This is a genomic window from Pseudomonas sp. PA-1-6B (assembly GCF_021609545.1).
GTDB lineage: Bacteria > Pseudomonadota > Gammaproteobacteria > Pseudomonadales > Pseudomonadaceae > Aquipseudomonas > Aquipseudomonas fluorescens_BV.
In genome coordinates this window covers 17,880-44,358 of record NZ_WJZM01000006.1, presented here as the reverse complement: position 1 = coordinate 44,358, position 26,479 = coordinate 17,880, and the positions used below count along the sequence as shown (strand labels likewise).

The window sequence follows — 26,479 nt, the reverse complement described above, 5'->3', positions numbered from 1 at the left end:
TCCTTATACAGGGGTGACAACTGTGTATGAGGTTAGCCAGTTAACGCGAAAGTGCCAGTTTGCATGGCTTGGGGCCCTTCCCTATTGGTCAAATGGCATCGAGCGTCCTACAGTGAACGACCACCGCAATACAGAGTGATTATTCTTGGCCGTGCTTGCCCTGCTCCAGCGCCTGCTGGGTAAAAAAACCGACGCCTCGGGCGCCTCGCCTATCCCGGCGTATTTTCAAAAAAAAGCCGTACAACAGGGCTATACCCTCAGTGATGGGCAAATCCGGGCGATTACCGCCCTGAATCGCGAGGCCCAGCACCTGCTCAACGGCCAGGCAACGCGCAGCCTGTACCTGCACGGCCCGGTGGGGCGCGGCAAAAGCTGGCTGTTGGACGGATTTTTCCAGGCACTGCCCATCGCCGAGAAACAGCGCGTGCATTTCCACACCTTCTTCGCCCGGCTGCATCAGGGCATGTTCCTGCACCGCGAGCATGACGATGCCTTGGGCGTCACTCTGGACGAGCTGCTGGCCGGCTGCCGGGTGCTGTGTTTCGACGAATTCCATGTGCACGATATCGGCGATGCGATGCTTATCAGCCGCCTGTTCAAGGCCCTGTTCCAGCGCAGCGTGCTGGTGCTGGTGACCTCCAACTACCCACCCGAAGGCTTGCTGCCCAACCCGCTGTACCACGAACGCTTCAAGCCGGTGATCGAGCTGATCGCCTCGCGCATGGAGGTGCTGGAAGTCAGTGCGCCTCAGGACTTTCGCAGCCTGGCTCAGGCCCACGCCCAACAACGCTTCACGGGCGGCCAGTATGTATGGCCAGGTACGGCAGGCCAGCGTGAAAGCCTGGGCCTGCCTGCCACAGATTGCCCGGCGCAAACCCTGAAGGTCGGCACTCGTCAGTTACAGTGCCGAGGCCTTCAGGCACGAACCATCGCATTTACCTTCAACGACCTGTGCCAACAGCTCACGGCGGTCATGGATTACCTGTTGTTGTGCCAGGACTTCGACCACTGGATCATCGACGGCCTGCCGCATCTGGCCGAATGCCCCATCGCCGTGCAACAGCGCTTTATCAACCTGGTAGACGTGCTCTACGACCAGGACAAGCAACTGACACTTATCGGTCACCAGCCCCTGGATAAATGCCTGGAAGGCCAGGCCATCGACCTCGCCCGCACCGCCAGCCGCCTGCGCCAATTGCACACGCTGTCCCCGCAACCCGCGCCCGAGCCGCTATCATGAGCGCCTTTTACGCCTCCTTCCGAGCACTGCGCCCTGCATGAATACCCTCGCCCAACTCAAGGCTGGCCAATTGGCTGGCGTTACGCGCCTGGACCTGGCCTGCGGGCTGACCGAGTTCCCCCGGGAAATCTTCGAACTGGCCGATTCGCTGGAAATCCTCAACCTCACCGGCAACGCCCTGAGCAGCCTGCCCGACGACCTGCACCGCCTGACACACCTGCGTGTGCTGTTCTGTTCGGACAACGCTTTTACCGAACTGCCCGAATGCCTGGGCCAGTGCGCCAAACTGAGCATGATCGGCTTCAAGGCCAACCAGATCAGCCAGGTAGCCGCCGCCGCCCTGCCGCCACAGTTGCGCTGGCTAATCCTCACCGACAACTGCATCAGCCAATTGCCCGATGAACTGGGTCAGCGCCCGTTACTGCAAAAATTGATGTTGGCCGGTAACCAGTTGACCGACCTGCCGCCAAGCCTGGCCCAGTGCCAAAACCTGGAGTTGATCCGTATCGCCTCCAACCGCCTCACCCACCTGCCGCAGTGGCTGCTGACCCTGCCGAGCCTGACCTGGCTGGCCTATGCCGGCAATCCGGTGGAAATGGCCGTGCAGGTAAGCGCTGACGAGGCGACGCCGAACATCGCCTGGCAGGAACTGGAAATGGGCGAAGTCCTGGGCGAAGGCGCTTCGGGGATCATTCGCAAGGCGCTGTGGAAACCCCGTGTGTTGCCAGTCGCGGTCAAGCTGTACAAGGGCACCATCACCAGCGACGGTTCACCGCTGCATGAAATGCAAGCCTGCATCGCTGCCGGGCTGCATCCCAACCTGATCAAGGTTGAAGGACGCGTCATCGGCCACCCCGACACCCAGGCCGCGCTGGTGATGGAGCTGATCGACCCGAGTTACCGTAACCTCGCAGCCCTGCCGAGCCTCGCGTCGTGCACGCGGGATGTCTACGAACCCACCATCGGTTTCAGCCTGGACGTGGCACTGCGCATGGCGCGGGGCGTTGCTTCGGTGGCGGCGCACCTGCATCGGCACGGCATTACCCATGGTGACCTGTATGGTCACAATATTTTGTGGAACGCAGCGGGTGATTGCTTGCTCGGAGACTTTGGCGCGGCGTCATTCCATGCCACGGCGGACACCCTGGAAACCCGTGCGCTGCAGCGTATTGAAGTGCGGGCGTTCGGGGTGCTGCTGGGGGAGTTGTTGGAGCGGGTTGAGGCCAGTGACGAAAGCTTGCAGGCACTGAAACAACGCTGCTGCCAGCCGGATGTACTGGCGCGACCGAGCTTCGAAGAGATCGAGGCCCTGCTGGAATCTCTGCAGCACCCCTGAACCCATGTGGGAGCGGGCTTGCTCGCGAATGCGGTGTGACAGTCAACAGATGTATTGGCTGTTCCACCGCATTCGCGAGCAAGCCCGCTCCCACATATTAACCGCGTGTACTCAGATAGAAATCAGCCCGCCAGGCCGACAAACATATCCTGCACATCATCATGGTTGTCCAGGCCTTCCAGGAACGCCTCGACTTCAGCCATCTGCTCATCGGTCAAACCGCTGACCGGGTTCTTGGAGATATAGCCCAGCTTGGCCGACAGCACGGTAAAGCCCTGCTCCGGCAAGGCTTTCTGCACGGCATCCAGGTCGGTGGTTTCGGTAATGAACAAGGTGGCGCCTTCTTCACCCTCTTCAAAGTCCTGGGCGCCGGCTTCGATGGCGGCCATTTCTGGATCGGCGTCCGGCGTGTCCGGCGATGCTTCGATCAGGCCCACATGGTTGAAATCCCAGGCCACCGAACCGGAAGCGCCCAGCTGGCCCTTGCGGAAGGCCACGCGGATTTCCGCCACGGTGCGGTTGATGTTGTCGGTCACGCACTCGACGATCAAAGGCACCTGGTGCGGCGCGAAACCTTCGTAGGTCACGCGGTGGTATTGCACGGTCTCACCGAGCAGACCGGCGCCCTTTTTGATCGCGCGGTCCAGGGTTTCCTTGGGCATCGAGGCTTTTTTGGCCTGTTCCACCACCAGGCGCAGGTGCGCGTTGGTCGCGGTATCGGCGCCGTTGCGGGCGGCGATGGTGATTTCTTTCACCAGCTTGCCGAAAATCTTGCCCTTGGCATTGGCTGCCGCTTCTTTATGTTTGACTTTCCACTGTGCGCCCATGACTCACTCTCTTATTTCCATCGCGCCGAAACGTCTACTGGCCGGCGCTTTGGGGGCAGAGTTTATAGCGCGAGAACGCTTCGTTCCACCAAAAAACCGGCCAGGGTACTCAGGTGCGCAAGGGTTTGATCACCGCATTGCGGTCCGGCACAAAATCCCCGGCCTGGGCCAGTACGGCGGGCCTGGCATTCCAGTAGGGCATCAGCACCAGCGACGAAAACAGCGCCGCACCGGCAAACACAATAAATACCGTAACGGTATCGAAATAGCCTGGCAGCAAACCACCCAGGATCGCCCCCACCGAACCGCAGCCGTTGACAAAGCCCGCAGCGGTAGCGCCGGCCTTGGCGGTGCCGAAGTCGATGGCCGCCGTGCTGCTGATCATCGAGTCCGGCCCATACAGCGTCAGCCCCATGACAAACAGCAACGTCATCACCAGCACCACACTGCCGGTGTGCAGCGCGCCCATAAACAACGCCAGGGCAACCGTCAGCGCCAACAGGCTGAGCACACAGGCGGGCATGCGCCGAGCACCGAACAGTTTGTCGGAGGCCAGGCCGATCAACACCGGCCCCAGTAAACCGGCCAGCTCAAACGCGGTGGGCACGATGGCGGCGCCGACCTTGCCCACCGACGGCATCTGCTCGTAGACGATCACCGGCCCCCACAACAGAATCGCGTAGCGCGCCGGTTTGAGCAGGAAGTACGCCAGCCCCAGGGTCAACACCGTACGGTTGCGCAGGATCGCGCGCAGGGGTTCGAGTACGCTCACGCGCTGTTCGGCGGCCAACTGCTCGGCGCTCAGCACCGGCTCGGGCTCGACTGCCGGCAAGCCCACATCCTGTGGAGTATTGCGCTGGAACATAAAGAACAGCACGGCCACCACCGCGACCACTGCGGCGCTGGAAATAAACGCCGCATGCCAGCTGCCGATCAGCGTATAAGCCCACCAACCGGCAAACGGTGACGCGACCAACCCGCCAAATGCATAACACGAACTCCACAGCCCCAGCACCCGCCCCCGCTGCTGGGCCGGGAAGAAACTACCGAGGTTCTTGCACAACCCCGACCAGCCAGTGGACTGGGCCAAGCCCTGTACCAACATGCAGGTGACAAAAATCGGCAAGGTGGCAAAGGTGCCCATCACCAGCGCCGCGCCTGCGGAAATCAACAAGCCACCGAGCACCACTACCCGTGGCCCGAAGCGGTCTGCAAGCATGCCCCAGGTGAACTGGCCCACCGCATACGCTGCGAGATAGAGGCCATCCAGGTTAGCCATCGTCATTTTGTCGAGGGGGAAACTCGGGTCGTCGCCAATCCCCAGCTTTGCCACCGAAAAGGCTTTGCGGGTGAAATAGAACGCGGCGTACGCCAGCCAGGTAATGGCGAAAATCTGCACGCGCCAACGCTTGATACTACCCATAGGGATATTCATGGTGGTTCTGACCTCAGGTGTGAGTGTGCCGGCAGAATCGAAAGAAAACGCCTGTTGTTCTTATGGTTGAGCACTGCAATGCCGGGCCTTGGATAGCGCGGTATTGGTCAGATGGGTGCGATGTGCCTGCGCCCATGGCCGCCGTGGTTGTAGGACTCAACCTACGGCGGCTGAGGTGCATCAAAACAATGGCTGACTCATAGGTAAAATCGATTTATCGTATTTCAAATATAAGCTCAGGTTTTAAGAGGACGCACCATGTCGGTTTCCCATGCCCAGCTCAAAGCCTTCCATGCGGTAGCCATTCACGGCAGTTTTACCGGGGCTGCAGAACGGCTGTTCCTGACCCAGCCTGCGATTTCCGACCAAGTGCGCAAACTTGAAGAGCGCTTCGGCGTATTGCTGTTTCACCGCAACAAGCGTTCGGTGCGCCTGACCGATCTGGGTGAACGCCTGCTGGGTATCACCCAGCGCCTGTTTGTGATCGAGGCCGAAGCCGAAGAATTGCTGCAGGATTCGCGTGCCCTGCTCACCGGAACTCTCACCCTGGCGGTGGATGCGCCCGTGCACGTCCTGCCGCAGATTGCACGCTTCTGCCAGCGCTACCCTGGGATCAGCGTGAAGATCGAAACGGGCAATACCGATGAGTCGCTGTCGCGCCTCTACAACTACCAGGCCGACCTGGCGCTGTTGGGGCGCGACGTCGATGATGTGCGCCTGTTGTCAGTGCCGCTGCCCGACGACCAACTGCTGGCTTTTGTCGCACGGGACCATGCCTGGGCCGGGCGCGAGTCGATCTGCCTGGCCGACCTCGATGACACCCCGCTGGTACTGCGGGAAACCGGCTCGGTCACCCGTCAGACCCTGGAGCAGGAAATGCGCCAGGCCGGCCTGCGCATTCGTCCGGCGATCCAGGTGGAAGGCCGCGAGGCCGCCCGTGAAGCCGTGGTGGTAGGGATTGGCGTGGGCGTGGTGTCGGCGGCAGAGTTCGGTGCCGATGCACGGGTGTACGCCATGCCGATCCGCGATTGCACCCAACGCATGAAAGAAACCCTGGTGTGCCTGAAAGAGCAGAGTTCACGCCGTGTGGTCGCGACCTTTCTGGAGATCGTGCGTGAAAGCCTTCACGCCAACTCGAAAAACGCCTGAATCAAGCGCAGCGAGCGACGGCGCTCCATGCAGCCGAGCATATGCCGGTTCAGCAGGCCATCGCCCAGAATCGGTACCGCCTGCACACGCGGGTCCGGGCTGACCTCCATCGACGACACCACGCCCACGCCCAACTCTGCCGCCACCGCCTCGGTCACAGCTTCCCGACTGTCCAGTTCCAGCAGCACTTTGGGCTGCACATTCGCCGCCAGGCAGGCGTCGTCAAAGGTGCGGCGGGTGGTGGAACTGGGCTCGCGCAGCACCATGATCACCTCATGCAACTGCGCCAGTTCAATACCGTCGGGCTGCTTGGCCCACGGGTGTGCGGCCGGCACCAAGGCGCAAATCCGTGACTGGTCCAGGGGTTGCAAGTGCAGGCCATTGCGCGGTTCCACCTCGGTGAGCACCGCCACATCCGCATGTTCGGACAGCAACGCCGCCAGGGTTTCCTGGGCATTGCCCAAACGCAGGTTCACGGTAATGCCGGGGTAGCGTGCGCGCAGGCTGGCGATCATCGGCATCACCAGATGGGGGCCGTCCGCCGCCACTTCCAGGCGCCCGGTGAGCAACTGGCGGTTGGCCTCCAGCAAGGTTTGCGCCTCGTCGACCAACCCGAAGATAGCCCGCGTGATGGCCGCCAGGCGTGCACCCTCCTCGGTCAATTCCACCCGGCGTGCGGTACGGCGCAACAGCGGGATCTGGTAGTGCTCCTCAAGCGCCTTGATATGCCCGGTCACCGCCGGCTGGCTGATAAACAGCCGAGCCGCCGCGCGGGTAAAACTGCCCTCACGGGCCACAGCATCGAATGCACGCAGTTGGAACAGATTCATAGCTATCGGCCTCACTGATAGCTCGCATAACAACAAACAATTTGATTGATGACAAGCCAAACTGCAATTTAGGCGCCGTAGCTTGAACCCCAACACCTTGCGAGGATTTGACATGCCCACTGCCGCGCCGATCCTGTTGACCCCCGGCCCCCTGACCACCTCGAACCGCACCCGCCAGGCGATGATGACGGACTGGGGCTCGTGGGACGACCGCTTCAACCAGCTCACAGCCAGTGTGTGCAGCCAGTTGCTGGCGATCCTCAACGGCGCCGACAACCACCACTGCGTGCCGTTGCAAGGCAGCGGCACCTTCGCCGTCGAAGCCGCGATCGGCACCTTGGTCCCCCGCAATGGCAAGGTGCTGGTGCTCATCAACGGCGCCTACGGCAAACGCCTGGCGAAAATCTGCGAGGTGCTTGGCCGCGAATTCAGCACCTTTGAAACCGCCGAAGACGAGCCCACCACTGCCGCCGAAGTGGATCGTCTGTTGCACGCCGACAGCGCCATCACCCATGTCGCGCTGATCCATTGCGAAACCAGTACCGGCATTCTCAACCCGTTGCCGCAGATCGCCGAGGTGGTCAAACGCCACGGCAAGCGCCTGATCATCGACGCCATGAGTTCCTTCGGCGCGCTACCGATTGATGCCCGTGAAATCCCCTTCGACGCGCTGATCGCCGCCTCGGGCAAATGCCTGGAAGGCGTACCGGGCATGGGCTTTGTCTTTGCCGAAAAAGCGGCGCTGGCTACATCCCAGGGCAACTGCCATTCCCTGGCGATGGACCTGTTCGACCAGCACACCTACATGGCCAAGACCGGACAATGGCGTTTCACCCCGCCGACGCACGTTGTTGCCGCCCTGCATGAGGCCTTGGGGCAATACGCAGAAGAAGGCGGCTTGCCTGCTCGTCATCAACGCTATGCCGACAACTGCCAGACATTACTGGACGGCATGGCCGCGCTGGGCCTGCGCAGCTTTCTGCCAGCGGCGATCCAAGCGCCGATCATCGTCACCTTCCACGCACCGCAAGACCCGCGCTACCAGTTCAAAGCGTTCTATGAGGGGGTCAAAGCCAAGGGTTTCATTCTGTACCCGGGCAAACTGACCCAGGTGGAAACCTTCCGCGTGGGCTGCATAGGCCATGTCGATACCGCTGGTATGCGCGCGGCGGTCAAGGCTATCGCCGACGTGCTGCAAGAACTGGAAGTGCTGGATATTTGATTGCCCCCAATACCCACAGGATCTGAACCATGAACTATCAAAACCCCAACACCCTCCAGGCCGTTATCCTCGACTGGGCCGGCACCGTGGTCGACTTCGGCTCCTTTGCGCCCACGCAGATTTTTGTCGAGGCCTTCGCCGAGTTCGACGTGCAGGTATCTATCGAGGAAGCCCGTGGCCCGATGGGCATGGGCAAGTGGGACCACATCCGCACCCTCTGCGACCAGCCACAAGTTGCCGAACGCTACCGCAAGGCGTTCGGCCGCACGCCTACCGACGACGACGTGACCGCCATCTACCAGCGCTTCATGCCGCTGCAGATCGAGAAAATTGCCGAGCACTCGGCCCTGATCCCCGGCGCCCTCGACACCATCGCCGCCCTGCGCGGCCAAGGCATCAAGATCGGCTCCTGCTCCGGCTACCCCAAACAGGTGATGGACAAGGTCGTGGCCCTGGCCGCCACCAACGGCTACGTCGCCGACCACGTCGTGGCCACTGACGAAGTGCCCAACGGCCGACCATGGCCGGCCCAGGCGCTGGCCAACGTGATCGCCCTGGGCATTGATGATGTGGCGGCCTGCGTGAAGGTCGACGACACCGTGCCGGGCATTCTCGAAGGTCGCCGTGCCGGCATGTGGACCGTGGCCCTGACCTGCTCGGGCAACGCGCTGGGCCTCACCTACGAGCAGTTCCGCGCCCTGGACACCGACACACTGGCCAGCGAACGCCAGCGCATCGAAGCGATGTTCGAAGCTTCACGCCCACACTACCTGATTGACACCATCACCGATCTGCCACGGGTCATCAGTGACATCAACCAGCGCCTGGCCCGCGGGGAAATGCCGCAGGCCTACTGACCGAGGTCAAGACAACGGCATTGGCAACAAGCGCAGCGCTCAGAACAGGCATAGAGTTAATGCACTCCATCGCTAAAGAATGGAGGTATGCCCTGATGAGTGAGGAACACAGCGATGCCGTGGAAAAATTCCGATACGCGCTACAGCACCATGTCGATTGCGTTGCACTGGTTGATGGTGGTGCTGCTGGCGGTGGTTTACGCCTGCATTGAACTGCGCGGCCAATTCCCCAAAGGCAGCGGCGCACGCACGCTGATTGTGGAAATGCACTTTATGCTCGGCCTTACCGTGTTTGTGCTGGTGTGGCTGCGCCTGTTCGCACGCAGCCTGGGGGTGGCGCCGAAGATCGTGCCGGCACCGCCGCAATGGCAGAATCTGCTGGCGAAGCTGATGCACTGGGCGCTGTATGCGTTGATGATCGGGTTGCCGATTGCCGGTTGGTTGATCGTCAGTGCCAAAGGGCATTCGGTGATGTTCTATGGAATGGAATTGCCGCCGCTGATCGCGCAAAACAAGGCGCTGGCCGAGGAGATTGAAGGCTGGCATGTGCTGTTCGCCCAGGTCGGTTATTGGTTGATCGGGCTTCATGCACTGGCGGGGATCTTTCATCATTACGTGATGCGCGATAACACGACGCTGCGCATGATGCCGGGTGGGAGGAGGCTTTAACCCAGCCAATTAGCTCCCCTGTGGGAGCGGGCTTGCCCGCGAAGGCGGTGTGTCAGTCACAGTACCTCTTACTGCACTACCGCTTTCGCAGGCAAGCCAGCTCCCACAAGGGGTTTGCGCCAGTCGCTGAAGCCTCGGCGGCCTTGCAGGCCGCCGGTATGGATGAAGATCAGGCGCGTGCCGGGGGCAAAGCGTCCGGCCTCGATCTGCTGTTTCAATGCCAGCAGCGCCTTGCCGGTGTAAAGCGGTTCCAGCGGTAGACCGTACGTTTGTTCGGTGCGCTGGATGAAGTCGAGCAACAGTGGATCGGCTTTGGCAAAGCCGCCGCGACTGGCGTCCAGCAATGCATAACCGTCCTGCACGATGGCACTCACGTTCTGCGCCACACCGTGGTCATCCGGCACCGCCATGGCGCCATATACCGGATGCGCGCCCGCCTCCGCCAGTGCCAGCCCGGCCAGTGTCGTGCCGGTACCCGCCGCCAACCACCAGGCGTCGTAATCGCTCCAACCGAGGCTGTCCAGTTGCGCCCGCGCCTGCTCGATCAACACGCCACAGCCCTGCGCACCGGCCAGCCCACCGCCGCCTTCGGGTATCGGATGAAAGCCAGGATACTGCTCGCGCCAAGGCAACCAGAAACCCGCTTCATGCCTCGCCCGATAACCGCCATAACCGAGCCAATGCAGTTGCATGCCAAACGCTTTGAGGTCGAGAACCGTGGGGGTGTCTTGAGGATGGCCCCGCAGCAGGCCGACCGTGGAAAAACCAAAGCGCTTGCCCGCCGCCGCCAGCGCATGCAAATGGTTGGAGTACGCACCGCCGAGACTCATCACCCCGGTGGCCCCAGCGTGTCGGGCCTGGGCCAGGTGCTCGGTGAGCTTGAACCACTTGTTGCCACTGATCAGCGGGTCGATACAGTCCAGGCGCAGCACGGCCAACTCGACTCCGCTCAGCCAGTCCAGTTGCAAAGGTTCAAGGGGCGCATGAGGAAGCCAGTCGAAAGGGCCCATCGGCAGGTATCTGAATGAAAAGGGGGCGGTAGTCTACCACCGCCCCTCTTGGCGTATTACAGCTCTGCAGCCAGGCGCGAGCCCTGGTTGATGGCGCGCTTGGCGTCCAGTTCGGCCGCCACATCGGCGCCACCGATCAGGTGCACGTTCTGGCCGGCGGCGACCAGGCCGTCGTGCAATTCGCGCAGCGGGTCCTGGCCGGCGCAGATGACGATAGTGTCTACCGCCAGGACTTGCGGCTCGCCCTCGGCGCCGATGCGGATATGCAAGCCTTCATCGTCGATCTTCAAGTACTCGACGCTGTTGAGCATCTGCACCTGCTTGTTCTTCAAACCGGTGCGGTGGATCCAGCCCGTGGTCTTGCCCAGGCCATCGCCCACCTTGGAAGCCTTGCGTTGCAGCAGGAACACTTCACGGGCCGGCGCATGGCGCTCGGGTTTGATCCCTGCCACGCCGCCACGGGCTTGCAGTTGGGTGTCGATGCCCCATTCTTTCCAGAACGCCTCGCGATCCAGGCTAGTAGATACGCCTTGGTGGACGAGAAATTCAGACACGTCAAAACCGATGCCACCGGCGCCGATCACCGCAACGCGCTTGCCCACCGACTTGCGCTCGAGGATCACGTCCAGGTAACTCAGGACCTTGGCGTTGTCGACACCGGGAATCGCCGGGGTACGCGGTGCGATGCCGGTGGCCAGGATCACTTCGTCATAACCGCCCGCTACCAGTTGCGCAACGTCGACACGGGTGTTGAGGCACAGCTCGACGTGGGTGGTCTGCAATTTGCGCTTGAAATAACGCAGGGTCTCGAAGAACTCTTCCTTGCCTGGCACGCGCTTGGCGATATTGAACTGGCCGCCGATCTCGCTGGCGGAGTCGAACAAGGTCACCTGATGCCCGCGCTCGGCGGCCACGGTAGCAGCGGCCAAACCCGCAGGGCCTGCGCCGACGACCGCGACCTTTTTGATCTGCTTGACCGGCAAGTAATTGAGCTCGGTTTCGTAGCACGCCCGCGGGTTGACCAGGCAGGTGGTGAGCTTGCCGCCAAAGGTATGGTCCAGGCATGCCTGGTTGCAGCCGATGCAGGTATTGATCTCATCGGCGCGCCCGGCGGCGGCCTTGTTGACGAACTCGGGGTCGGCGAGAAACGGCCGCGCCATCGAGACCATATCGGCGTCGCCCTCGGCCAGGATCTGCTCGGCAATTTCCGGGGTGTTGATGCGGTTGGTGGTGATCAGCGGAATCTGTACCGAACCACGCAATTTGGCCGTGACTTTACTGAACGCACCACGGGGTACCTTGGTGGCGATGGTCGGGATACGCGCTTCGTGCCAGCCGATACCGGTGTTGATGATCGTCGCACCGGCCTGTTCGATGGCCTTGGCCAACTGCACGATTTCTTCCCAGACGCTGCCGCCTTCCACCAGGTCGAGCATCGACAGGCGGAAGATGATAATGAAGTTCGGGCCTACGGCTTCGCGTACGCGGCGCACGATTTCCACCGCCAGACGCATGCGATTTTCAAAGCTGCCGCCCCAACGGTCGGTGCGATGGTTGGTATGGGCAGCGAGGAACTGGTTAATGAAGTAGCCTTCGGAGCCCATGATTTCGACGCCGTCATACTCGGCGACCTGGGCCAGCAGCGAGCAGGTGACAAAATCCTGGATCTGCTTTTCGATGCCCTCTTCATCCAGTTCCCTGGGCTTGAACGGATTGATCGGCGCCTGGATAGCGCTCGGTGCCACCTGCTTGGGGCTGTAGGCGTAACGCCCGGCGTGGAGGATCTGCATGCAGATCTTGCCACCCGCGTCGTGCACGGCTTGGGTAACGATCTTGTGCTTGCTCGCCTCTTCTTCGGTGGTCAGCTTGGCTGCACCGGCGTACACGCCGCCTTCATCATTAGGGCCAATGCCGCCAGTGACCATCAAGCCTACGCCGCCACGGGCGCGCTCGGCAAAATAGGCCGCCATACGCTCGAAACCGCCGGGCTTTTCTTCCAGGCCGGTGTGCATCGAACCCATCAGGGTACGGTTGCGCAAGGTGGTAAAACCCAGGTCCAACGGGGCCAGCAGGTGCGGGTAGGCAGCAGCGGTCATGGTACAGCTCCACAACGGATCATCACGGGACGTGGCGCACTCGAACGGCGTGCCATCGGTTTATGTCCCACAGACTAAGAGGCGGTGGACCACGGCTCAATGACTGAAACTGACAAGTTATTGATCCAAATGCACAGCGCCCCTTGGCAAGCCACGCCATGGGCCCTACCCTAGTCGCGAACCCTGCACCTGGTCTGTTGTCTGTTGCCCCATGCGTAAACTTCTAGCGTTCACCGTCATCATGGCCCTGGTTGCCTCCCTCGCCGCGTATCTGGTCTGGACCCAGGAGCGCCCTGTGGCGCATTACCTGTCCGACCTGCGCATCACCCTCGCCGTCAACGAGGGCGAACCCGCCGACCGGGGTAACCTGCTGGGTATCCAGCCGGAACTGTTCCCTGCCGATTACCAGAGCCTGGAACGCCTGCACCTGAAGCTGTCGGCCTACCTGCAAAATGCCCGGGACCTTGGGCTGATCAATGCCAAGACCGTTGTGGTGCTGCCGGAACATATCGGCACTTGGCTGATGCTCGGCGGAGAAAAGAATGAGCTGTACCAGGCCGCTCACCTCAAGGACGCCATGAACTGGCTGTCGATCAGCAACCCGCTGCAATTTGCCAAAGCCTGGATCAGCGCCACTGGCGACAACCGCATGGACGATGCGTACCTGCGCATGAAAGCCCCGGCAATGGCCCGCGACTATCAAGTGTTGTTTGGCGGCCTCGCCAAAGAATTTGGCGTGACCCTGGTGGCCGGTTCCATCGCCCTGCCCAACCCGAGCGTGATCCAGGGGCAACTGGAGATCGGCCACGGCGCGCTGTACAACGCCAGCGTGGTGTTCGCCGCCGACGGCTTGCCGCTGGGCCAGCCGCAGCGCCAGCTTTACCCGATCTACGATGAACGTGGCTTCATCGAACCTGGCGATGAGCATGTCGTCAACGTTGTCGATACCCCCGCCGGGCGCCTGGGCATTCTGGTCGGCAGCGACAGCTGGTACCCGGACAACTACCGCAAGCTCAACGAGCAAGGCGCGCAATTGATCGCGGTACCCGCTTTTGTCACCGGCCGCGATACCTGGGACCGTCCGTGGCGCGGTTTCAAGAGCGTATCTACGCCCTCAGAAGTGAGCCTCAAGCCTGAAGAAACCAGTGAGGGCGCGGCCTGGCGTCGTCTTACCTTGATCAGCCAGCCGCCTGTCAGCGAAGCCACCGCGGGCATGAGCGTCTTTCTGCGGGGGCAATTCTGGGACCTGGGCAGCGCCGGCCAGAGTTTTCTCAGCCACAATGGGCAAGTCTTCGCCGATGGCGACGCCCGTGGTGCGCGCCTGCTGAATATCTGGCTATAGCGCCTTGAAGCCGGTGCGCCTGGGGGATCTGTCGGTGGGCTTTGTGCACACCCTGGCCGACGCCATCCACAGCCACGGCCTGGACCCACAGCCCCTGCTGCTGCAATACGGCCTCGATCCAGCTCGCCTGGCTGAGGCCGGCGCACGCTTGTCGATCCCGCGCTACATGCGCCTGGGCCACGCGGCCATTCAACTGACCGGCAACCCCGGCCTGGGCCTGCGTATGGGCCAGCTCAGCCGCTTGAGCCAGGCTGGTCTTGCCGGCGTTACTGCCGCCCAAGCGCCCACCGTGCGCGAAGCAGCACGCACGCTCACACGCTTTGAAGCACTGTACGGCTCCAACTATCGCGGGCAATCAAGCTTTCATGAAGACGCCGAAGGCGCGTGGCTGAGGTTTTATTCCATCAGCCCCTACAACGCCTATAACCGCTTTGTGGTGGATTCGATCATCGCCGGCTGGCTGCAGCAATTATCTGGCCTGGCCCAACAGCCGGTGCAGGCCCAGCGGATTGAAATCGAATTCGACGCGCCGGACTACCACGACCACTACAGGGTGCTGGGAGAGGGCGTGGTCCACTTCGGCGCCGAGGTCAATCAACTGCGCCTCAGCCAACCCACCCTGGCGCTGCGCAACCCGCAGCATTGCCCAAGCACCTGGCACCTGTTGCTACAGCTGTGTGAAAGGGAACTAGAGCAGTTGACCCGCACCCGCAGCCTGCGCGAGCGCATTACCCGGTTGCTCGGGCCGATGCTCAATGGCGGCCGGGAACCCGACCTGGAGGAAGTGGCGGCACGCTTGAAGCTGCCAACCTGGACATTGCGGCGCAAACTGGCCGAGGAAGGCACGCAGTTTCGCGCGATTCTCAATGACACCCGTCGCGACCTGGCCATGACCTACATTCGCGATACGGAACTGGCGTTCGGCGAGATCGCCTACTTGCTCGGTTTTGCTTCGGCCCAAGCCTTCCAAAGGGCCTTCAGACGCTGGAACAACCAGACCCCAGGGGAATTTCGCCGCAGTCAGCGCCACTCCGCCTAAAGTCGGTGTTACAGCTCGGTGGCATCGTCGGCAGGATCCAGTGGGTCTAGCTCGAATGCCTGGTACTCCAGCAGCTCTTCCTGGTAATCGTCCATGGTGGACTCCTTTTCATGTTGAAAGCGGTTGCAGATTAATGACCTGCGAACCCAGCCTAAAGTGCCGTCATGACGAAAAAATGTCGACGTCGTGACATTCCTGCTCTCCAGGATTAAACGTAGCGGCGATCACTGGATTTAACTCAAGCGCAACCTCGGTCAAAATGTGGGAGCGGGCTTGCTCGCGAAAGCGGTGTGTCATTCAACACACTTGGCGACTGTTACACCGTATTCGCGAGCAAGCCCGCTCCCACATTAGAAGAGCATTGCGTTATTGCGCAGGCATCGGAAGCGGTGGAATCGCTTCCGTCGGCGCAGGCAAGGACGGATCAGTCGGCGCCGGTGCAACCGGAGCAGGCTCTGTCACCGGTGCAATCGGTGCAGCCTCAGGTGGCGGCGCTAGCGGCTCTGCAGCGGCAGGCGCTACAGGCACATCCTTCGGCGCCTCGACCTTCTCGGCTGCCGGAGTGGCCTTGGGCTCGGGCACGCCGAGGTCGGCCTTGGGCTGCTCGGGGATATGCTCGGCCTGCTTTACTTCCTGCGGCAGGAACACGTCCACCAACGCGAAGTAACGCTCGTAGAACTTCGGTGCAGAGACGGTCTCGCTCGCCACCTTCACCATCGAGTCGTCGGTGGAGCCAATCGGCATCGACACCGAGCCCAGCACGCCCACACCGAGGCTCGCGGAGTTGTTGACCTTCTTCAGCGCATAACGGTCCTGCAAGGCGTTGGCAAACATCGTCGAGTGATTGCTGCCCTTGCCATCAGCAGCGCACACCACATTGAAACTGATCTGCAGGTGGGTCTCGCCGGTCTGCTGGAAGCTCTTGTTGCCGGCCACCAACTTCGGATCGCTGCTGGTGATGATGTAGCCCTGGCTCAGCAGGGCACGGCGCGCAGCTTCACAGGCCGCCACATCGCTGACCGGGTAATCGCGGGAAAACGTACCGGAATCGTCGAAATTCTCATGTTCATAGATAGCGGTCTTGGGTGACGAGCAGCCCGCGGCGCCCGCCAGCACCAGCGCCAACCCGAGATTGCGCAAGTGAAATGATGTCGACATTGAAAATCCTGAAGAAAACGGTCCGGACGGTATTGTGCAACAGAACGCGACATTGAAGCGCGATTCCTGTCGGTAAAACATCTCAAGCTCAGACAGCGGCGTCAGTAGGAAAAAGCCCGGCGCACATATGATCGATAAAAGCCCGCAGCTTGGCCGAAGCATGGCGACTGGCCGGCCACAGCAACCAGAAACTGCCGCGATGTTCGAGGTGCTCATCCAGCACCCGTCGCAAACGCCCATGCTGTACGGCCTGGCTGACCATGTAGTCCGGCAGGCACGCAATGCCCAGTCCTTCTTGCACCACATGATTGAGGGACTCGATGGTGGTGCTGACCAGCGGTGCACGCAGGTTCAGTTCTGCCGCCCCCGGGACATGACGCAGCGGCCAGGGCTCCAGCTTGCCGGTGGCGCAGAATTTGTGCCGCAGGCAGGCGTGATGATTCAGGTCCTGTGGCCGATGGGGGGTGCCGTGCTGGTCGAAGTAGCCGGGCGTACCGACGAGGACCAACTGGTAATGCCCTAGATGGCGCACCATCAAGCGCGAATCTTCTGGCTTGCCGGTGCGAATCACGGCGTCGAAGCCCTCCTCTATCACGTCCACCATGCGATCGGAAAAATCCACATCCAACTCGATGTCCGGGTAGGCACGCATAAAATCGCTGATCACCGGCATCAACAAACCACGCACTTGGGGCACACTGATCCGCAGCTTGCCGCGAGGCTTGGCAGTGACCTCAGTCAATTCCTGTTCGGCCGCTTCCAGCTCCGCCAGGATGCGCCGCGAACGTTCCAGGAACAGCGCGCCCTCGCTGGTCAGAGTGATGCTGCGGGTGCTGCGATGAAACAACCTGACGCCCAGGCGCTCTTCCATTCGCGCAATGCTTTTACCCACCGCCGACGATGACACGCCCAGTGCACGGCCCGCAGCGGTGAAGCTAAGCGTTTGCGCGACCTGCACAAAAACCGAGAGGCTGCCCAGATTGTCCATGGTGATGCCTTTGCCGATTGCGGACATAAACGTCCGATAAGTTCGGAACCTTAGCCTGTTTTTCCGCGCCTCGCAGCCCCCTACCCTGGCTCCTTGACCCTTTCAAGGAGAGCCCCGATGAACGACAGCCCCCAATTGATTGATACAGCCCCCCACGCTGAACCCCTGCCACTGGCCGGTCTGCTGGCGTTGGCCTGCGCCGGCTTTATCACCATCCTCACCGAGGCAATGCCCGCCGGCTTGTTACCGCAAATCGGTGCTGGGCTTGGGGTCTCCCAGGCCCTGGTCGGGCAACTGGTGACGCTCTATGCGCTCGGCTCATTGCTCGCCGCTATTCCGCTGACATTGCTGACCCGGGGTTGGCGCCGGCGGCCGTTGCTGTTGATCGCCATCGGCGGCTTTGCATTGGTTAACAGTGTCACCGCCTTCTCCAGCCACTATGGCTTGACCTTGGCTGCACGATTTTTCGCCGGTGTGTTCGCGGGCTTGCTGTGGGCCTTGCTGGCGGGTTACGCCAGTCGTATGGTCGCACCTCATCTGCAGGGCCGGGCGATTGCCGTGGCCATGCTGGGTGCGCCGCTGGCCTTGTCCCTCGGCGTGCCCGCCGGCACCCTGCTGGGTACGCTGGTCGGATGGCGCGCCAGTTTTGCCATCATGACTGGCCTGACCCTGTTACTGCTGGTATGGGCGCGTTGGCAACTGCCGGATTTTGCCGGTGAACCGCCAAGCAAACGCCTCGGCTTACGTCAGGTACTGGCGTTGCCAGGCATCCGGCCGGTGCTCTGGGTGACCTTTACCTACGTGCTCGCGCACAACATTCTCTATACCTATATCGCCCCTTTGCTGGTGCCCGCCGGTATCGGCCGCGAGATTGATCGCGTGCTGCTGGTGTTCGGCCTGATGGCCGTGCTGAGCATTTGGCTGGTAGGCATCTGGATTGATCACCACCTGAGGCTGCTGACCCTCATCAGTTGCGCGATGTTCGCCGTTGCGGCCCTGCTGCTCGGATTATGGTTCAACTGCGTAGTCGCCATTTACGCCAGCGTGGCGTTGTGGGGGCTCGCCTTCGGTGGCCTCCCCGCACTCTTGCAAACCGCGCTGGCCAAGTCGGCTGGCAACTCGGCCGATGCCGCCCAATCGATGTTGGTCACGGTATGGAACCTGGGCATCGCCGGAGGTGGATTAGTGGGCGGGCTCTTGCTCGAACGTTGGGGCGTCGTGGCATTTCCATGGGCCGTTCTAGGATTGATTGTGTTGGCGCTGGGCGCAATCCGGGGTAAAGCGCTGCCCGCGCGATGACAAGTTTGTTTACAACTTATTCCTCACCTTCCTATCATCGCCTCTGGGTGCGTTGCTGCATAAAGCACGGCGCAGGTTAAAAGCCAAGCATTGGTCGGGCCGCCAATGGAGATTTGTCGTGCCTGATAAACACCCCGCCATCCCCCGCCCCCAGCGTTTGACTGAGGGCGCGCTGTCTGCCCTTGAGCGCTTTTCACACATCGAAGCCGTCAGCGGGATCGTGCTGCTGCTGGCCGCCATCGTCGCGCTGGTGTGGGCCAACAGCCCCGCCGCCGCGACCTACGAGCATTTCTGGAACACGCCCGTCACCCTCGGGCTGGGCGATTACAGCGTGTCGCGCTCACTGCATTTTCTGGTGAATGACGGGCTGATGACCATTTTCTTTCTGGTGGTCGGTGCCGAGATCCGCCAGGAAATCAAAGACGGCGCCCTCGCCAACCTGAAGCTGGCCACACTGCCGTTGGGCGCGGCGTTGGGCGGTGTGCTGATGCCCGCACTCATCTACACCCTGCTCAACCACGGCACCGCCGCCGCGAGTGGCTGGGCGGTCCCCACCGCGACCGACATCGCCTTTGCCGTGGGCGTGCTCGCGCTGCTGGGCAAATCGATTCCCAGTGGCGTACGCGTCCTGCTGCTGGCCTTGGCGATCATCGATGACATCGTGGCGATCCTGATCATCGCGATCTTTTTCACCGCCAGCCTCGACTACATGGGCTTGGTGATTGCTGCCGGCGGGCTGGCCCTGGTGTTGGTGTTCCAGCGCATGGGCATCAGCAAGGCGGTGATCTATCTGCTGCCAGGCGCTATCGTGTGGTTTGGCCTGCTCAAGACCGGCGTGCACCCAACGCTCGCCGGGGTGATCCTTGGCTTGATGACCCCCGTCAATTCCAAGCCCACCCGGGAACGCCCGCTGGAAACCATCGAACGCACCTTCAACGAGCTGATGGACCGGTTCTCGCAGCCAGCCGAAGGGGCCCAGCCAGTCGCCACGCCCCTCAAGCAATTGCGCGAAGCTCAAAGGGAAATACTGCCGCCGGTGCAGCGTGTTCAATCGGCGCTGCACCCCTGGGTCGCATTCGGCGTGATGCCGCTGTTTGCATTGGCCAACGCCGGTGTGAGCCTGGACGGTTTCAATCTGGATGACCCGCTGGCCCACGGTGTGTTCATGGGTGTCATCTTCGCCCTGGTGCTCGGCAAGCCTCTGGGCGTGATGCTGGCAAGCCTGGCGCTGGTCAAGCTCAACATCTGCAAGCTGCCGGACGGTGTGACCTGGACAGGCGTTGGCCTGGTCGGCCTGCTGGCGGGGATCGGTTTCACCATGTCGATCTTTATCTCGTCCCTGGCATTTTCCGACCCGGCCCTGCTGTCGGCTGCGAAGCTGAGCGTATTGGCGGCTTCAACCCTGGCGGCGGTGATCGGGTTGACGTGGGGCAAGCTCAAGTTTGCAGCTAAGAACGCCTGAAGCGCATTCAGCTCTCACTTTATCAAGGGCAAAAAAAGACCCCGGCCTTTTCAGGTCGGGGTCTTTTTATTCAGGCCGGCATCAGTACTTCTTGATGTCTGCCTGGGTTTCCAGCTGCTTGCGGTAGGCCGCAAAGTCCTGCTGGCCAATACGGGAAGCGAGGAAGCGGCGGTATTGCGCCTTTTCTTCGTCCGTAGGAGCCGCCGCTTCGTTCACGCCGTTCAAGCGCACGATCACCAGGCTGCCATCGCGCAGGGTCACGGTGGTGAAGGTCGGCTTGTCCTTGGCCGCAGGCTTGGGCATGCGGAACAAGGCTTGCAGCACGGCCGGGTCGATGGAGTCCTGACCACGGGTAGCTGCCTCAGTCACCTTCCAGGCCTGGCCGTCAACCGGCTGGTCCAGCGCGGTCTTGCCATCACGCAGGCTGGCGATCAACTCGTCGGCATGGGCTTTGGCGGCAGCGCTCGCGCGCTCCTTGGTCATCTGGGTGCGAATGGCCGCAGCGACGTTCTCCAGCGGCAACTGGGCCGGCTTGAGATGCTCTTTGGCACGCAGCACGATGATGGTTTCCGGGTCCAGCTCGATAGCGCTGCTGTTGGCACCTTCATCCAGCACTTCCGGGCTGAAGGCTGCAGTGACCACGGCACGGTTGGCCGCAACACCTTCGCCACCTTCACGGCCAAACGGCGCGGAAGTGTGGACGGTCAGCTTCAGGTCAGACGCCGGCTGGGCCAGGTCAGAGGCTTCGAATGCCGCATCTTCCAATTGCTTGGTCGCTTCGACAAAACGCTGTTCAACCTGCTGTGCCTTGAGCTCGCGGGTCAGCTTGTCTTTCAGGCTGGCGAACGATGGTACCTCAGGCGCTTCAACGCCCAGCAACTTGATCAGATGCCAACCGAAGGTAGTGCGCACTGGCGCCGACACCTGGTCTTGCTTCAAGCCGTACAGCGCGGTTTCGAAGTCCGGGTCATAAACGCCAGGGCCGGCAAAGCCGAGGTCACCGCCATTGTTGGCCGAACCCGGGTCCTGGGAGAACTCCTTGGCCAGGGCTTCGAACTTCTCACCCTTGGTCAGGCGCGCCTGGATGTCTTCGATCTTGGCCTTGGCTTGCGCCTCGGTGACCTTGTCGTTGACTTCAATCAGGATATGCGCGGCACGACGCTGTTCAGCGAGGTTGGCGGTTTCCTTCTCGTAGGCAGCCTGCAGCTCATCGTCCTTGACGCTGACCTGGTCGAAGAAGGAAGACTTCTTCAACTCCAGATAGTCGATGACCACCTGGTCCGGGGTCATGAACTCTTTGGCGTGCTGGTCGTAGTAGGCCTTGACCTCGTCGTCGGTGAGTTTCACCGCCGCAGGGTCAGCCTTGATGTTGACGGTAGCGAAGTCGCGGGTCTGTTTTTCCAGACGGGCAAATGCCAGCACCTCGGCGTCGGTCACAAAACCGCTGCCGGCGATGCCTGCGCGAACCTGGCCGATCAGCATTTCCTGGGTCAGCATCTGACGGAATTGCATGCGGCTATAGCCCAGCTGACGGATCACCTGGTCAAAGCGCTCGGCGTTGAACTTGCCGTCCACCTGGAATTCCGGCGTCTGCAGGATCACCTGGTCCAGCGCCGCTTCCGAGAAGCCGAACTTGGAATCGGCAGCACCTTGCAGCAGCAGCTTGCGGTCGATCAGGCCCTTGAGGGCAGCATCGCGCAGCAGTTTTTCGTCCAGCAGGGAAGCATCGAAATCCTTGCCCAACTGTTGCATCAGCTGGCGCCGTTGCATATCGACGGCCTGGCTCAGTTCGGTCTGGGTGATTTCTTCACCATTGACCTTGGCCACGTCCTGCTTGTTATTACCCGAAGCCTGGAAAATGGCTTCGATACCGGTGAACGCCATCAAAGCGACGATGATCCCGATAATGGTCTTGGCAATCCAGCCTTGTGAATTGTCCCTGATATTTTGCAGCATGCGTCCCCCAGAAACGGTTGAACTTCAAAAATTAGGCAACCGTGGAGCGTGGGTAGAGTCCGGATAGAAGAAAGGCGCATCCGAGGATGCGCCTTCTCGTAACTGGCGGAGCGGACGGGGGTTCGAATCTGCACCCCCGGCGTGGCGACCCGATACGTGGGTCAGCTACCGCTCCGCTGCCAGGTCAGACCTGCGTCCGACCCGGGTAAGCAAAGGCTTGAACGAAGCTTAGTTAACGGCTTCTTTCAGGGCTTTACCGGCTTTGAAACCTGGTTTTTTGGCAGCAGCGATTTGCAGTGCTTTGCCGGTCTGTGGGTTACGGCCAGTGCGAGCTGGGCGGTCAGTCACAGAGAAAGTACCGAAGCCTACCAGTACCACGGAGTCGCCGGCCTTCAGAGCGCCAGTGACGGATTCGATTACTGCGTCCAGCGCACGGCCAGCAGCAGCTTTCGGGATATCAGCGGATGCAGCGATAGCATCAATCAGTTCCGACTTGTTCACTCTAAGTCCCCTTATATATCTATTGAGTATGATTCTAAGTTTTTTGGTAAAAAGCAAAACCAGTGCTGAATGGCCTACAGACACTTAAGAGCCGCTTTATAACAAGGGCTCTAAAAAGCTGTCAAGGAAGCCCCCCAGGCTCCAACACATTAATGCGTGCTAATTCTTTCCTTGGAATCGGACTCGCGTTTTTCGTCCTTCGCGACTATCTCCGGGACCACATCCGGCAAGGGCTCCGGCGCGTATTGCAGCGCAATTTGCAGGACCTCGTCAATCCATTTAACCGGTTTAATCTGAAGATCCTGCTTGATATTGTCAGGAATTTCCTTCAAGTCGCGAACATTCTCTTCAGGAATGATCACGGTCTTGATTCCACCCCGGTGCGCAGCGAGTAATTTCTCTTTCAGACCACCGATCGCCAATACCTGACCACGCAGGGTAATTTCCCCGGTCATCGCCACATCGGCACGCACAGGAATGCCGGTCAACGCTGATACCAGCGCCGTGCACATGCCTACGCCAGCGCTAGGGCCGTCTTTGGGGGTCGCCCCTTCCGGCATGTGGATATGGGTGTCGTGCTTCTCGTGGAAGTCCAGCGGGATGCCCAGGCTGCGGGCGCGGCTGCGCACCACGGTCTGCGCGGCGGTAATGGATTCGACCATCACGTCCCCCAGGGAGCCGGTCTTGATCAATTGGCCTTTGCCCGGAATCACCGCAGCTTCGATGGTGAGCAATTCGCCACCTACCTGGGTCCACGCCAAACCAGTCACCTGGCCGACCTGATCCTGTTGCTCGGCCAGGCCGTAGCGGAATTTCTTCACGCCCAGGAAGTGTTCCAGGGAATCGGCAACTACCTTCACAGAGAAGCGTTTTTCCAGCGCGTGCTCCTTCACCGCCTTGCGGCAGATCTTCGCGATCTGGCGCTCAAGGCCCCGTACACCGGCCTCGCGGGTGTAGTAGCGCACGATGTCACGGATCGCCTCGACCTCGAATTCGATCTCGCCCTTCTTCAGGCCGTTGGCCGAAATCTGCTTGGGCGCCAGGTACTTGACGGCGATGTTGATCTTCTCGTCTTCGGTGTAGCCCGGCAGACGAATTACCTCCATCCGATCCAGCAAGGCTGGCGGAATGTTCATGGAGTTGGAGGTGCACAAGAACATTACGTCAGACAAGTCGTAGTCGACTTCCAGGTAATGGTCGTTGAAATTATGGTTCTGCTCGGGATCAAGCACTTCGAGCAAGGCCGACGCCGGGTCGCCACGCATGTCGCTGCCCATTTTGTCGATTTCATCGAGCAGGAACAGCGGGTTGCGTACACCCACTTTTGTCATCTTTTGAATCAATCTTCCTGGCATCGAACCGATGTAGGTACGGCGATGACCACGGATTTCCGCTTCGTCACGCACGCCACCCAAGGCCATGCGCACGAACTTGCGGTTAGTCGCGCTGGCAATCGATTCCGCCAGGGATGTTTTACCCACACCTGGAGGCCCGACCAGGCACAGCACAGGACCGCGGATTTTTTTCACACGCTTTTGCACGGCGAGGTACTCAAGGATGCGCTCCTTGACCTCTTCCAGGCCGTAATGGTCAGCGTCGAGGATCTCTTCAGCACGGGCCAGGTCCAGGCGCACCTTGGTCTGGGCTTTCCACGGCACTTGCACCAACCAGTCGATATACGAGCGCACCACGGTGGCTTCGGCCGACATCGGCGACATCTGCTTGAGTTTGTTCAGCTCCGCGGTGGCCTTGGTCAGGGCGTCTTTGGGCAGGCCAGCGGCATCGATACGCTTCTTCAGCTCTTCGATTTCGTTGTGGCCTTCCTCGCCGTCACCGAGTTCTTTCTGAATGGCCTTCATCTGCTCATTCAGATAGTACTCGCGCTGGCTACGCTCCATCTGCTTCTTCACACGGCCACGGATGCGTTTCTCAACCTGTAGCAGGTCGATTTCGCCATCCAGCAACGCCAGCACGTGTTCGACACGGGCCGACAGGTCGATGATTTCGAGGATGTCTTGCTTCTGCTCGATCTTCAGCGCCATGTGGGCAGCCATGGTGTCGACCAGGCGGCTTGGCTCATCAATACTGTTGAGGGACGACAGGACTTCAGCCGGAACTTTCTTGCCCAACTGCACATACTGCTCGAACTGCGAGAGCAGGCTGCGCACGAACACCTCGGACTCACGCTCCGGGGCTTCGACTTCGTCGATCAGCGCCACTTCTGCACGCAGGTGGCCATCCACCTCCATGAAACGCTCTACGGCGCCGCGCTGCTCACCTTCGACCAACACCTTGACGGTGCCATCGGGCAGTTTGAGCAATTGCAGGACAGTGGCAATGGTGCCGACGCGATACAGGGCATCTTCACCCGGATCGTCATCAGCAGGATTCTTCTGGGCCAACAGCAGGATTTGCTTGTCGCCCGTCATCGCGGCCTCGAGGGCTTCGATAGACTTCTCGCGCCCCACGAACAGCGGGATAACCATGTGCGGATAGACGACGACATCACGCAACGGCAGGAGAGGCAATTCGATGGTTGTCTTCATGATTTCGCCTCTATGACAGTTCAAAAATAAGCTTGAAACCAAGATGGGGGTTACATGCAAAAAAAACAAGCTCAATGCCAGTAGTTAAACGCATGAATACACGCGAATTTAACCACCGCTCCGAGAAAAGCCCCCAAAAAACAAGGGGCCCCTAGAGGCCCCTTGCTTGTACCGCAACTGCTGAACGCTTACGCGTCGGGTGCAGCCTTGGCAGCCGGCTCACTGTTTTCGTAGATATACAGTGGCTTGGATTTGCCTTCGATCACGCTTTCGTCGATCACCACTTTACTCACCTCGGACTGCGAGGGGATTTCGTACATGGTGTCGAGCAACACGCCTTCGAGAATAGAACGCAGGCCACGTGCACCGGTCTTGCGCTCCAGTGCCCGCTTGGCCACCGATTTCAGCGCGTCAGTACGGAACTCGAGGTCTACACCTTCCATCTCGAACAATTTGCCGTATTGCTTGGTCAGGGCGTTTTTCGGCTCGGTGAGGATCTGGATCAAAGCCGCCTCATCCAACTCGTCCAACGTCGCCAGGACCGGCAGACGGCCAACGAATTCCGGGATCAGACCGAACTTGACCAGATCGTCAGGCTCGACTTCACGCAGGGACTCCCCAACCTTCTTGCCTTCTTCCTTGCTACGCACTTCCGCACTGAAACCAATGCCGCCACGGGTGGAACGCTGCTGAATCACCTTCTCCAGACCGGAGAACGCACCGCCACAAATGAACAGGATGTTGCGCGTATCAACCTGAAGGAATTCCTGCTGCGGGTGCTTGCGGCCGCCTTGTGGCGGAACGGAAGCAACCGTGCCTTCGATCAGTTTCAACAGGGCCTGCTGCACGCCTTCACCGGAAACGTCCCGGGTGATCGACGGGTTGTCCGACTTGCGCGAGATCTTGTCGATCTCGTCGATGTAGACAATACCCATCTGGGCCTTCTCTACGTCGTAGTCGCACTTCTGCAGCAGTTTCTGAATGATGTTCTCGACATCTTCACCCACGTAGCCAGCCTCGGTGAGGGTGGTGGCGTCGGCGATGGTGAACGGAACGTTCAGCAGGCGAGCGAGGGTTTCTGCAAGCAGGGTTTTACCCGAGCCTGTAGGACCGATCAGCAAGATGTTGCTCTTGCCAAGTTCAACCTCGTCACCTTTCTTGTCACGCTGGTTCAAGCGCTTGTAGTGGTTGTACACCGCTACGGCCAGAACCTTCTTTGCACGCTCTTGACCAATGACGTACTGGTCAAGGATGCCGCTGATTTCTTTAGGCGAAGGTAATTTATGCGCACTGCTCTCGGCCTGGGCTTCCTGCACCTCCTCGCGGATGATGTCATTGCACAGGTCGACGCATTCGTCGCAGATAAACACCGAGGGGCCGGCAATCAATTTGCGCACTTCATGCTGGCTTTTGCCACAGAAGGAGCAATAGAGCAGCTTGCCGTTGTCCTCGCCGTTGCGGGTGTCAGTCATTCGTTCGATCCAAATCCGATAGGCTTGCAACACAAGATGAAGGCT

The 26,479-nt window shown here is 60.6% G+C and carries 21 protein-coding genes; 10 read left to right on the top strand and 11 right to left on the bottom strand.

All coding sequences use genetic code 11. The features are described from left to right. The first annotated feature begins 145 nt into the window (after positions 1 to 145). Both zapE and GIV35_RS05405 read left to right on the top strand, forming a co-directional pair. Positions 146 to 1,240 (top strand): cell division protein ZapE, encoded by a 1,095-nt coding sequence (gene zapE, locus GIV35_RS05410; protein ID WP_105227207.1) that lies wholly within the window; start codon positions 146 to 148, stop codon positions 1,238 to 1,240. A 37-nt stretch (positions 1,241 to 1,277) separates the two neighbouring features. After that, a complete protein-coding gene (locus tag GIV35_RS05405) occupies positions 1,278 to 2,576 on the top strand; it encodes a protein kinase (RefSeq protein ID WP_236265966.1) in 1,299 nt (432 codons plus the stop codon). Positions 2,577 to 2,698: 122 nt separating this feature from the next. Here GIV35_RS05405 and GIV35_RS05400 read toward each other — a convergent pair whose 3' ends face one another. Further along, a complete protein-coding gene (locus tag GIV35_RS05400; RefSeq protein ID WP_003192227.1) occupies positions 2,699 to 3,403 on the bottom strand; it encodes a YebC/PmpR family DNA-binding transcriptional regulator in 705 nt (234 codons plus the stop codon). Positions 3,404 to 3,512: 109 nt separating this feature from the next. Continuing rightward, positions 3,513 to 4,838 carry an MFS transporter gene (locus tag GIV35_RS05395; RefSeq protein ID WP_054897266.1) on the bottom strand — a complete coding sequence of 442 codons (1,326 nt, stop codon included), beginning with the start codon at positions 4,836 to 4,838 and terminating at the stop codon, positions 3,513 to 3,515. A 258-nt stretch (positions 4,839 to 5,096) separates the two neighbouring features. Here GIV35_RS05395 and GIV35_RS05390 point away from each other — a divergent pair, with 258 nt between their 5' ends. After that, a complete protein-coding gene (locus GIV35_RS05390) occupies positions 5,097 to 5,987 on the top strand; it encodes a LysR substrate-binding domain-containing protein (protein WP_034127935.1) in 891 nt (296 codons plus the stop codon). Here GIV35_RS05390 and GIV35_RS05385 read toward each other — a convergent pair. Beyond that, complete coding sequence (locus tag GIV35_RS05385) at positions 5,963 to 6,817, bottom strand: LysR substrate-binding domain-containing protein (RefSeq protein WP_105227209.1); 855 nt, start codon at positions 6,815 to 6,817, stop codon at positions 5,963 to 5,965. The two genes, GIV35_RS05390 and GIV35_RS05385, sit on opposite strands and share 25 nt — an antisense overlap. Positions 6,818 to 6,929: 112 nt before the next feature. On the opposite strand from GIV35_RS05385, the gene GIV35_RS05380 reads away from it, so the two are divergent. The 3 genes from GIV35_RS05380 to GIV35_RS05370 all read left to right on the top strand — a co-directional run bounded on the left by GIV35_RS05380 (position 6,930) and on the right by GIV35_RS05370 (position 9,565). Continuing rightward, the gene (locus GIV35_RS05380; protein WP_236265472.1) at positions 6,930 to 8,039 is read left to right on the top strand and encodes a 2-aminoethylphosphonate--pyruvate transaminase; all 1,110 of its coding nucleotides are present in this window, start codon (positions 6,930 to 6,932) and stop codon (positions 8,037 to 8,039) included. Positions 8,040 to 8,068: 29 nt separating this feature from the next. Then, positions 8,069 to 8,896 (top strand): phosphonoacetaldehyde hydrolase, encoded by an 828-nt coding sequence (phnX, locus tag GIV35_RS05375; protein WP_057974942.1) that lies wholly within the window; start codon positions 8,069 to 8,071, stop codon positions 8,894 to 8,896. A gap of 114 nt (positions 8,897 to 9,010) precedes the next feature. Beyond that, positions 9,011 to 9,565 (top strand): cytochrome b, encoded by a 555-nt coding sequence (locus GIV35_RS05370; protein ID WP_105227211.1) that lies wholly within the window; start codon positions 9,011 to 9,013, stop codon positions 9,563 to 9,565. Positions 9,566 to 9,633: 68 nt separating this feature from the next. Here GIV35_RS05370 and GIV35_RS05365 read toward each other — a convergent pair whose 3' ends face one another. Both GIV35_RS05365 and GIV35_RS05360 read right to left on the bottom strand, forming a co-directional pair. Beyond that, positions 9,634 to 10,575 (bottom strand): 1-aminocyclopropane-1-carboxylate deaminase/D-cysteine desulfhydrase, encoded by a 942-nt coding sequence (locus tag GIV35_RS05365; RefSeq protein ID WP_236304480.1) that lies wholly within the window; start codon positions 10,573 to 10,575, stop codon positions 9,634 to 9,636. Positions 10,576 to 10,631: 56 nt separating this feature from the next. Then, positions 10,632 to 12,671 (bottom strand): NADPH-dependent 2,4-dienoyl-CoA reductase, encoded by a 2,040-nt coding sequence (locus GIV35_RS05360; protein WP_236265469.1) that lies wholly within the window; start codon positions 12,669 to 12,671, stop codon positions 10,632 to 10,634. 211 nt (positions 12,672 to 12,882) lie between these two features. On the opposite strand from GIV35_RS05360, the gene GIV35_RS05355 reads away from it, so the two are divergent. Further along, entirely contained in the window at positions 12,883 to 14,013 is a 1,131-nt protein-coding gene (locus GIV35_RS05355) for a carbon-nitrogen hydrolase family protein (RefSeq protein ID WP_057974945.1), read from the top strand. Between the two features lie 4 nt (positions 14,014 to 14,017). Beyond that, the gene (locus GIV35_RS05350) at positions 14,018 to 15,052 is read left to right on the top strand and encodes an AraC family transcriptional regulator (protein WP_019819480.1); all 1,035 of its coding nucleotides are present in this window, start codon (positions 14,018 to 14,020) and stop codon (positions 15,050 to 15,052) included. Between the two features lie 366 nt (positions 15,053 to 15,418). On the opposite strand, the gene GIV35_RS05345 is transcribed toward GIV35_RS05350, so the two are convergent. Both GIV35_RS05345 and GIV35_RS05340 read right to left on the bottom strand, forming a co-directional pair. After that, the gene (locus GIV35_RS05345; RefSeq protein ID WP_213153793.1) at positions 15,419 to 16,210 is read right to left on the bottom strand and encodes a DUF2242 domain-containing protein; all 792 of its coding nucleotides are present in this window, start codon (positions 16,208 to 16,210) and stop codon (positions 15,419 to 15,421) included. Between the two features lie 88 nt (positions 16,211 to 16,298). Beyond that, the gene (locus tag GIV35_RS05340; RefSeq protein WP_177430953.1) at positions 16,299 to 17,198 is read right to left on the bottom strand and encodes a LysR family transcriptional regulator; all 900 of its coding nucleotides are present in this window, start codon (positions 17,196 to 17,198) and stop codon (positions 16,299 to 16,301) included. Positions 17,199 to 17,315: 117 nt separating this feature from the next. Here GIV35_RS05340 and GIV35_RS05335 point away from each other — a divergent pair, with 117 nt between their 5' ends. Both GIV35_RS05335 and nhaA read left to right on the top strand, forming a co-directional pair. Further along, entirely contained in the window at positions 17,316 to 18,497 is a 1,182-nt protein-coding gene (locus tag GIV35_RS05335) for an MFS transporter (protein WP_236264864.1), read from the top strand. 118 nt (positions 18,498 to 18,615) lie between these two features. Beyond that, positions 18,616 to 19,959: a Na+/H+ antiporter NhaA gene (nhaA, locus tag GIV35_RS05330; protein WP_236264865.1), complete on the top strand. Its 1,344-nt coding sequence runs from the start codon at positions 18,616 to 18,618 to the stop codon at positions 19,957 to 19,959. A gap of 81 nt (positions 19,960 to 20,040) precedes the next feature. On the opposite strand, the gene GIV35_RS05325 is transcribed toward nhaA, so the two are convergent. The 4 genes from GIV35_RS05325 to clpX form a co-directional block, all read right to left on the bottom strand. Then, positions 20,041 to 21,915, bottom strand: coding sequence for a SurA N-terminal domain-containing protein (locus GIV35_RS05325; RefSeq protein WP_236264866.1), 1,875 nt, complete (start codon positions 21,913 to 21,915; stop codon positions 20,041 to 20,043). Positions 21,916 to 22,143: 228 nt separating this feature from the next. Next, positions 22,144 to 22,416: an HU family DNA-binding protein gene (locus tag GIV35_RS05320; protein WP_003174819.1), complete on the bottom strand. Its 273-nt coding sequence runs from the start codon at positions 22,414 to 22,416 to the stop codon at positions 22,144 to 22,146. 149 nt (positions 22,417 to 22,565) lie between these two features. Next, positions 22,566 to 24,962, bottom strand: a complete 2,397-nt coding sequence (gene lon, locus GIV35_RS05315; protein ID WP_034127948.1) for an endopeptidase La — start codon at positions 24,960 to 24,962, stop codon at positions 22,566 to 22,568. Positions 24,963 to 25,150: 188 nt separating this feature from the next. Then, on the bottom strand, positions 25,151 to 26,434 hold the full coding sequence (gene clpX / locus GIV35_RS05310) for an ATP-dependent Clp protease ATP-binding subunit ClpX (protein ID WP_003192254.1): 1,284 nt from the start codon (positions 26,432 to 26,434) through the stop codon (positions 25,151 to 25,153). Between the last annotated feature and the right edge of the window lie 45 nt (positions 26,435 to 26,479).

Excerpts from the sequence above, each read along its gene's own strand:
- GIV35_RS05405 (WP_236265966.1), top strand. The coding sequence starts at position 1,278 with ATGAATACCCTCGCCCAACTCAAGGCTGGCCAATTGGCTGGCGTTACG.
- GIV35_RS05365 (WP_236304480.1), bottom strand. The coding sequence starts at position 10,575 with ATGGGCCCTTTCGACTGGCTTCCTCATGCGCCCCTTGAACCTTTGCAA.
- lon (WP_034127948.1), bottom strand. The coding sequence starts at position 24,962 with ATGAAGACAACCATCGAATTGCCTCTCCTGCCGTTGCGTGATGTCGTC.
- GIV35_RS05340 (WP_177430953.1), bottom strand. The coding sequence starts at position 17,198 with ATGGACAATCTGGGCAGCCTCTCGGTTTTTGTGCAGGTCGCGCAAACG.
- GIV35_RS05385 (WP_105227209.1), bottom strand. The coding sequence starts at position 6,817 with ATGAATCTGTTCCAACTGCGTGCATTCGATGCTGTGGCCCGTGAGGGC.
- clpX (WP_003192254.1), bottom strand. The coding sequence starts at position 26,434 with ATGACTGACACCCGCAACGGCGAGGACAACGGCAAGCTGCTCTATTGC.
- GIV35_RS05355 (WP_057974945.1), top strand. The coding sequence starts at position 12,883 with ATGCGTAAACTTCTAGCGTTCACCGTCATCATGGCCCTGGTTGCCTCC.
- GIV35_RS05325 (WP_236264866.1), bottom strand. The coding sequence starts at position 21,915 with ATGCTGCAAAATATCAGGGACAATTCACAAGGCTGGATTGCCAAGACC.
- GIV35_RS05390 (WP_034127935.1), top strand. The coding sequence starts at position 5,097 with ATGTCGGTTTCCCATGCCCAGCTCAAAGCCTTCCATGCGGTAGCCATT.
- GIV35_RS05400 (WP_003192227.1), bottom strand. The coding sequence starts at position 3,403 with ATGGGCGCACAGTGGAAAGTCAAACATAAAGAAGCGGCAGCCAATGCC.
- GIV35_RS05335 (WP_236264864.1), top strand. The coding sequence starts at position 17,316 with ATGAACGACAGCCCCCAATTGATTGATACAGCCCCCCACGCTGAACCC.
- GIV35_RS05360 (WP_236265469.1), bottom strand. The coding sequence starts at position 12,671 with ATGACCGCTGCTGCCTACCCGCACCTGCTGGCCCCGTTGGACCTGGGT.
- GIV35_RS05370 (WP_105227211.1), top strand. The coding sequence starts at position 9,011 with ATGCCGTGGAAAAATTCCGATACGCGCTACAGCACCATGTCGATTGCG.
- GIV35_RS05345 (WP_213153793.1), bottom strand. The coding sequence starts at position 16,210 with ATGTCGACATCATTTCACTTGCGCAATCTCGGGTTGGCGCTGGTGCTG.
- GIV35_RS05395 (WP_054897266.1), bottom strand. The coding sequence starts at position 4,838 with ATGAATATCCCTATGGGTAGTATCAAGCGTTGGCGCGTGCAGATTTTC.
- phnX (WP_057974942.1), top strand. The coding sequence starts at position 8,069 with ATGAACTATCAAAACCCCAACACCCTCCAGGCCGTTATCCTCGACTGG.
- GIV35_RS05380 (WP_236265472.1), top strand. The coding sequence starts at position 6,930 with ATGCCCACTGCCGCGCCGATCCTGTTGACCCCCGGCCCCCTGACCACC.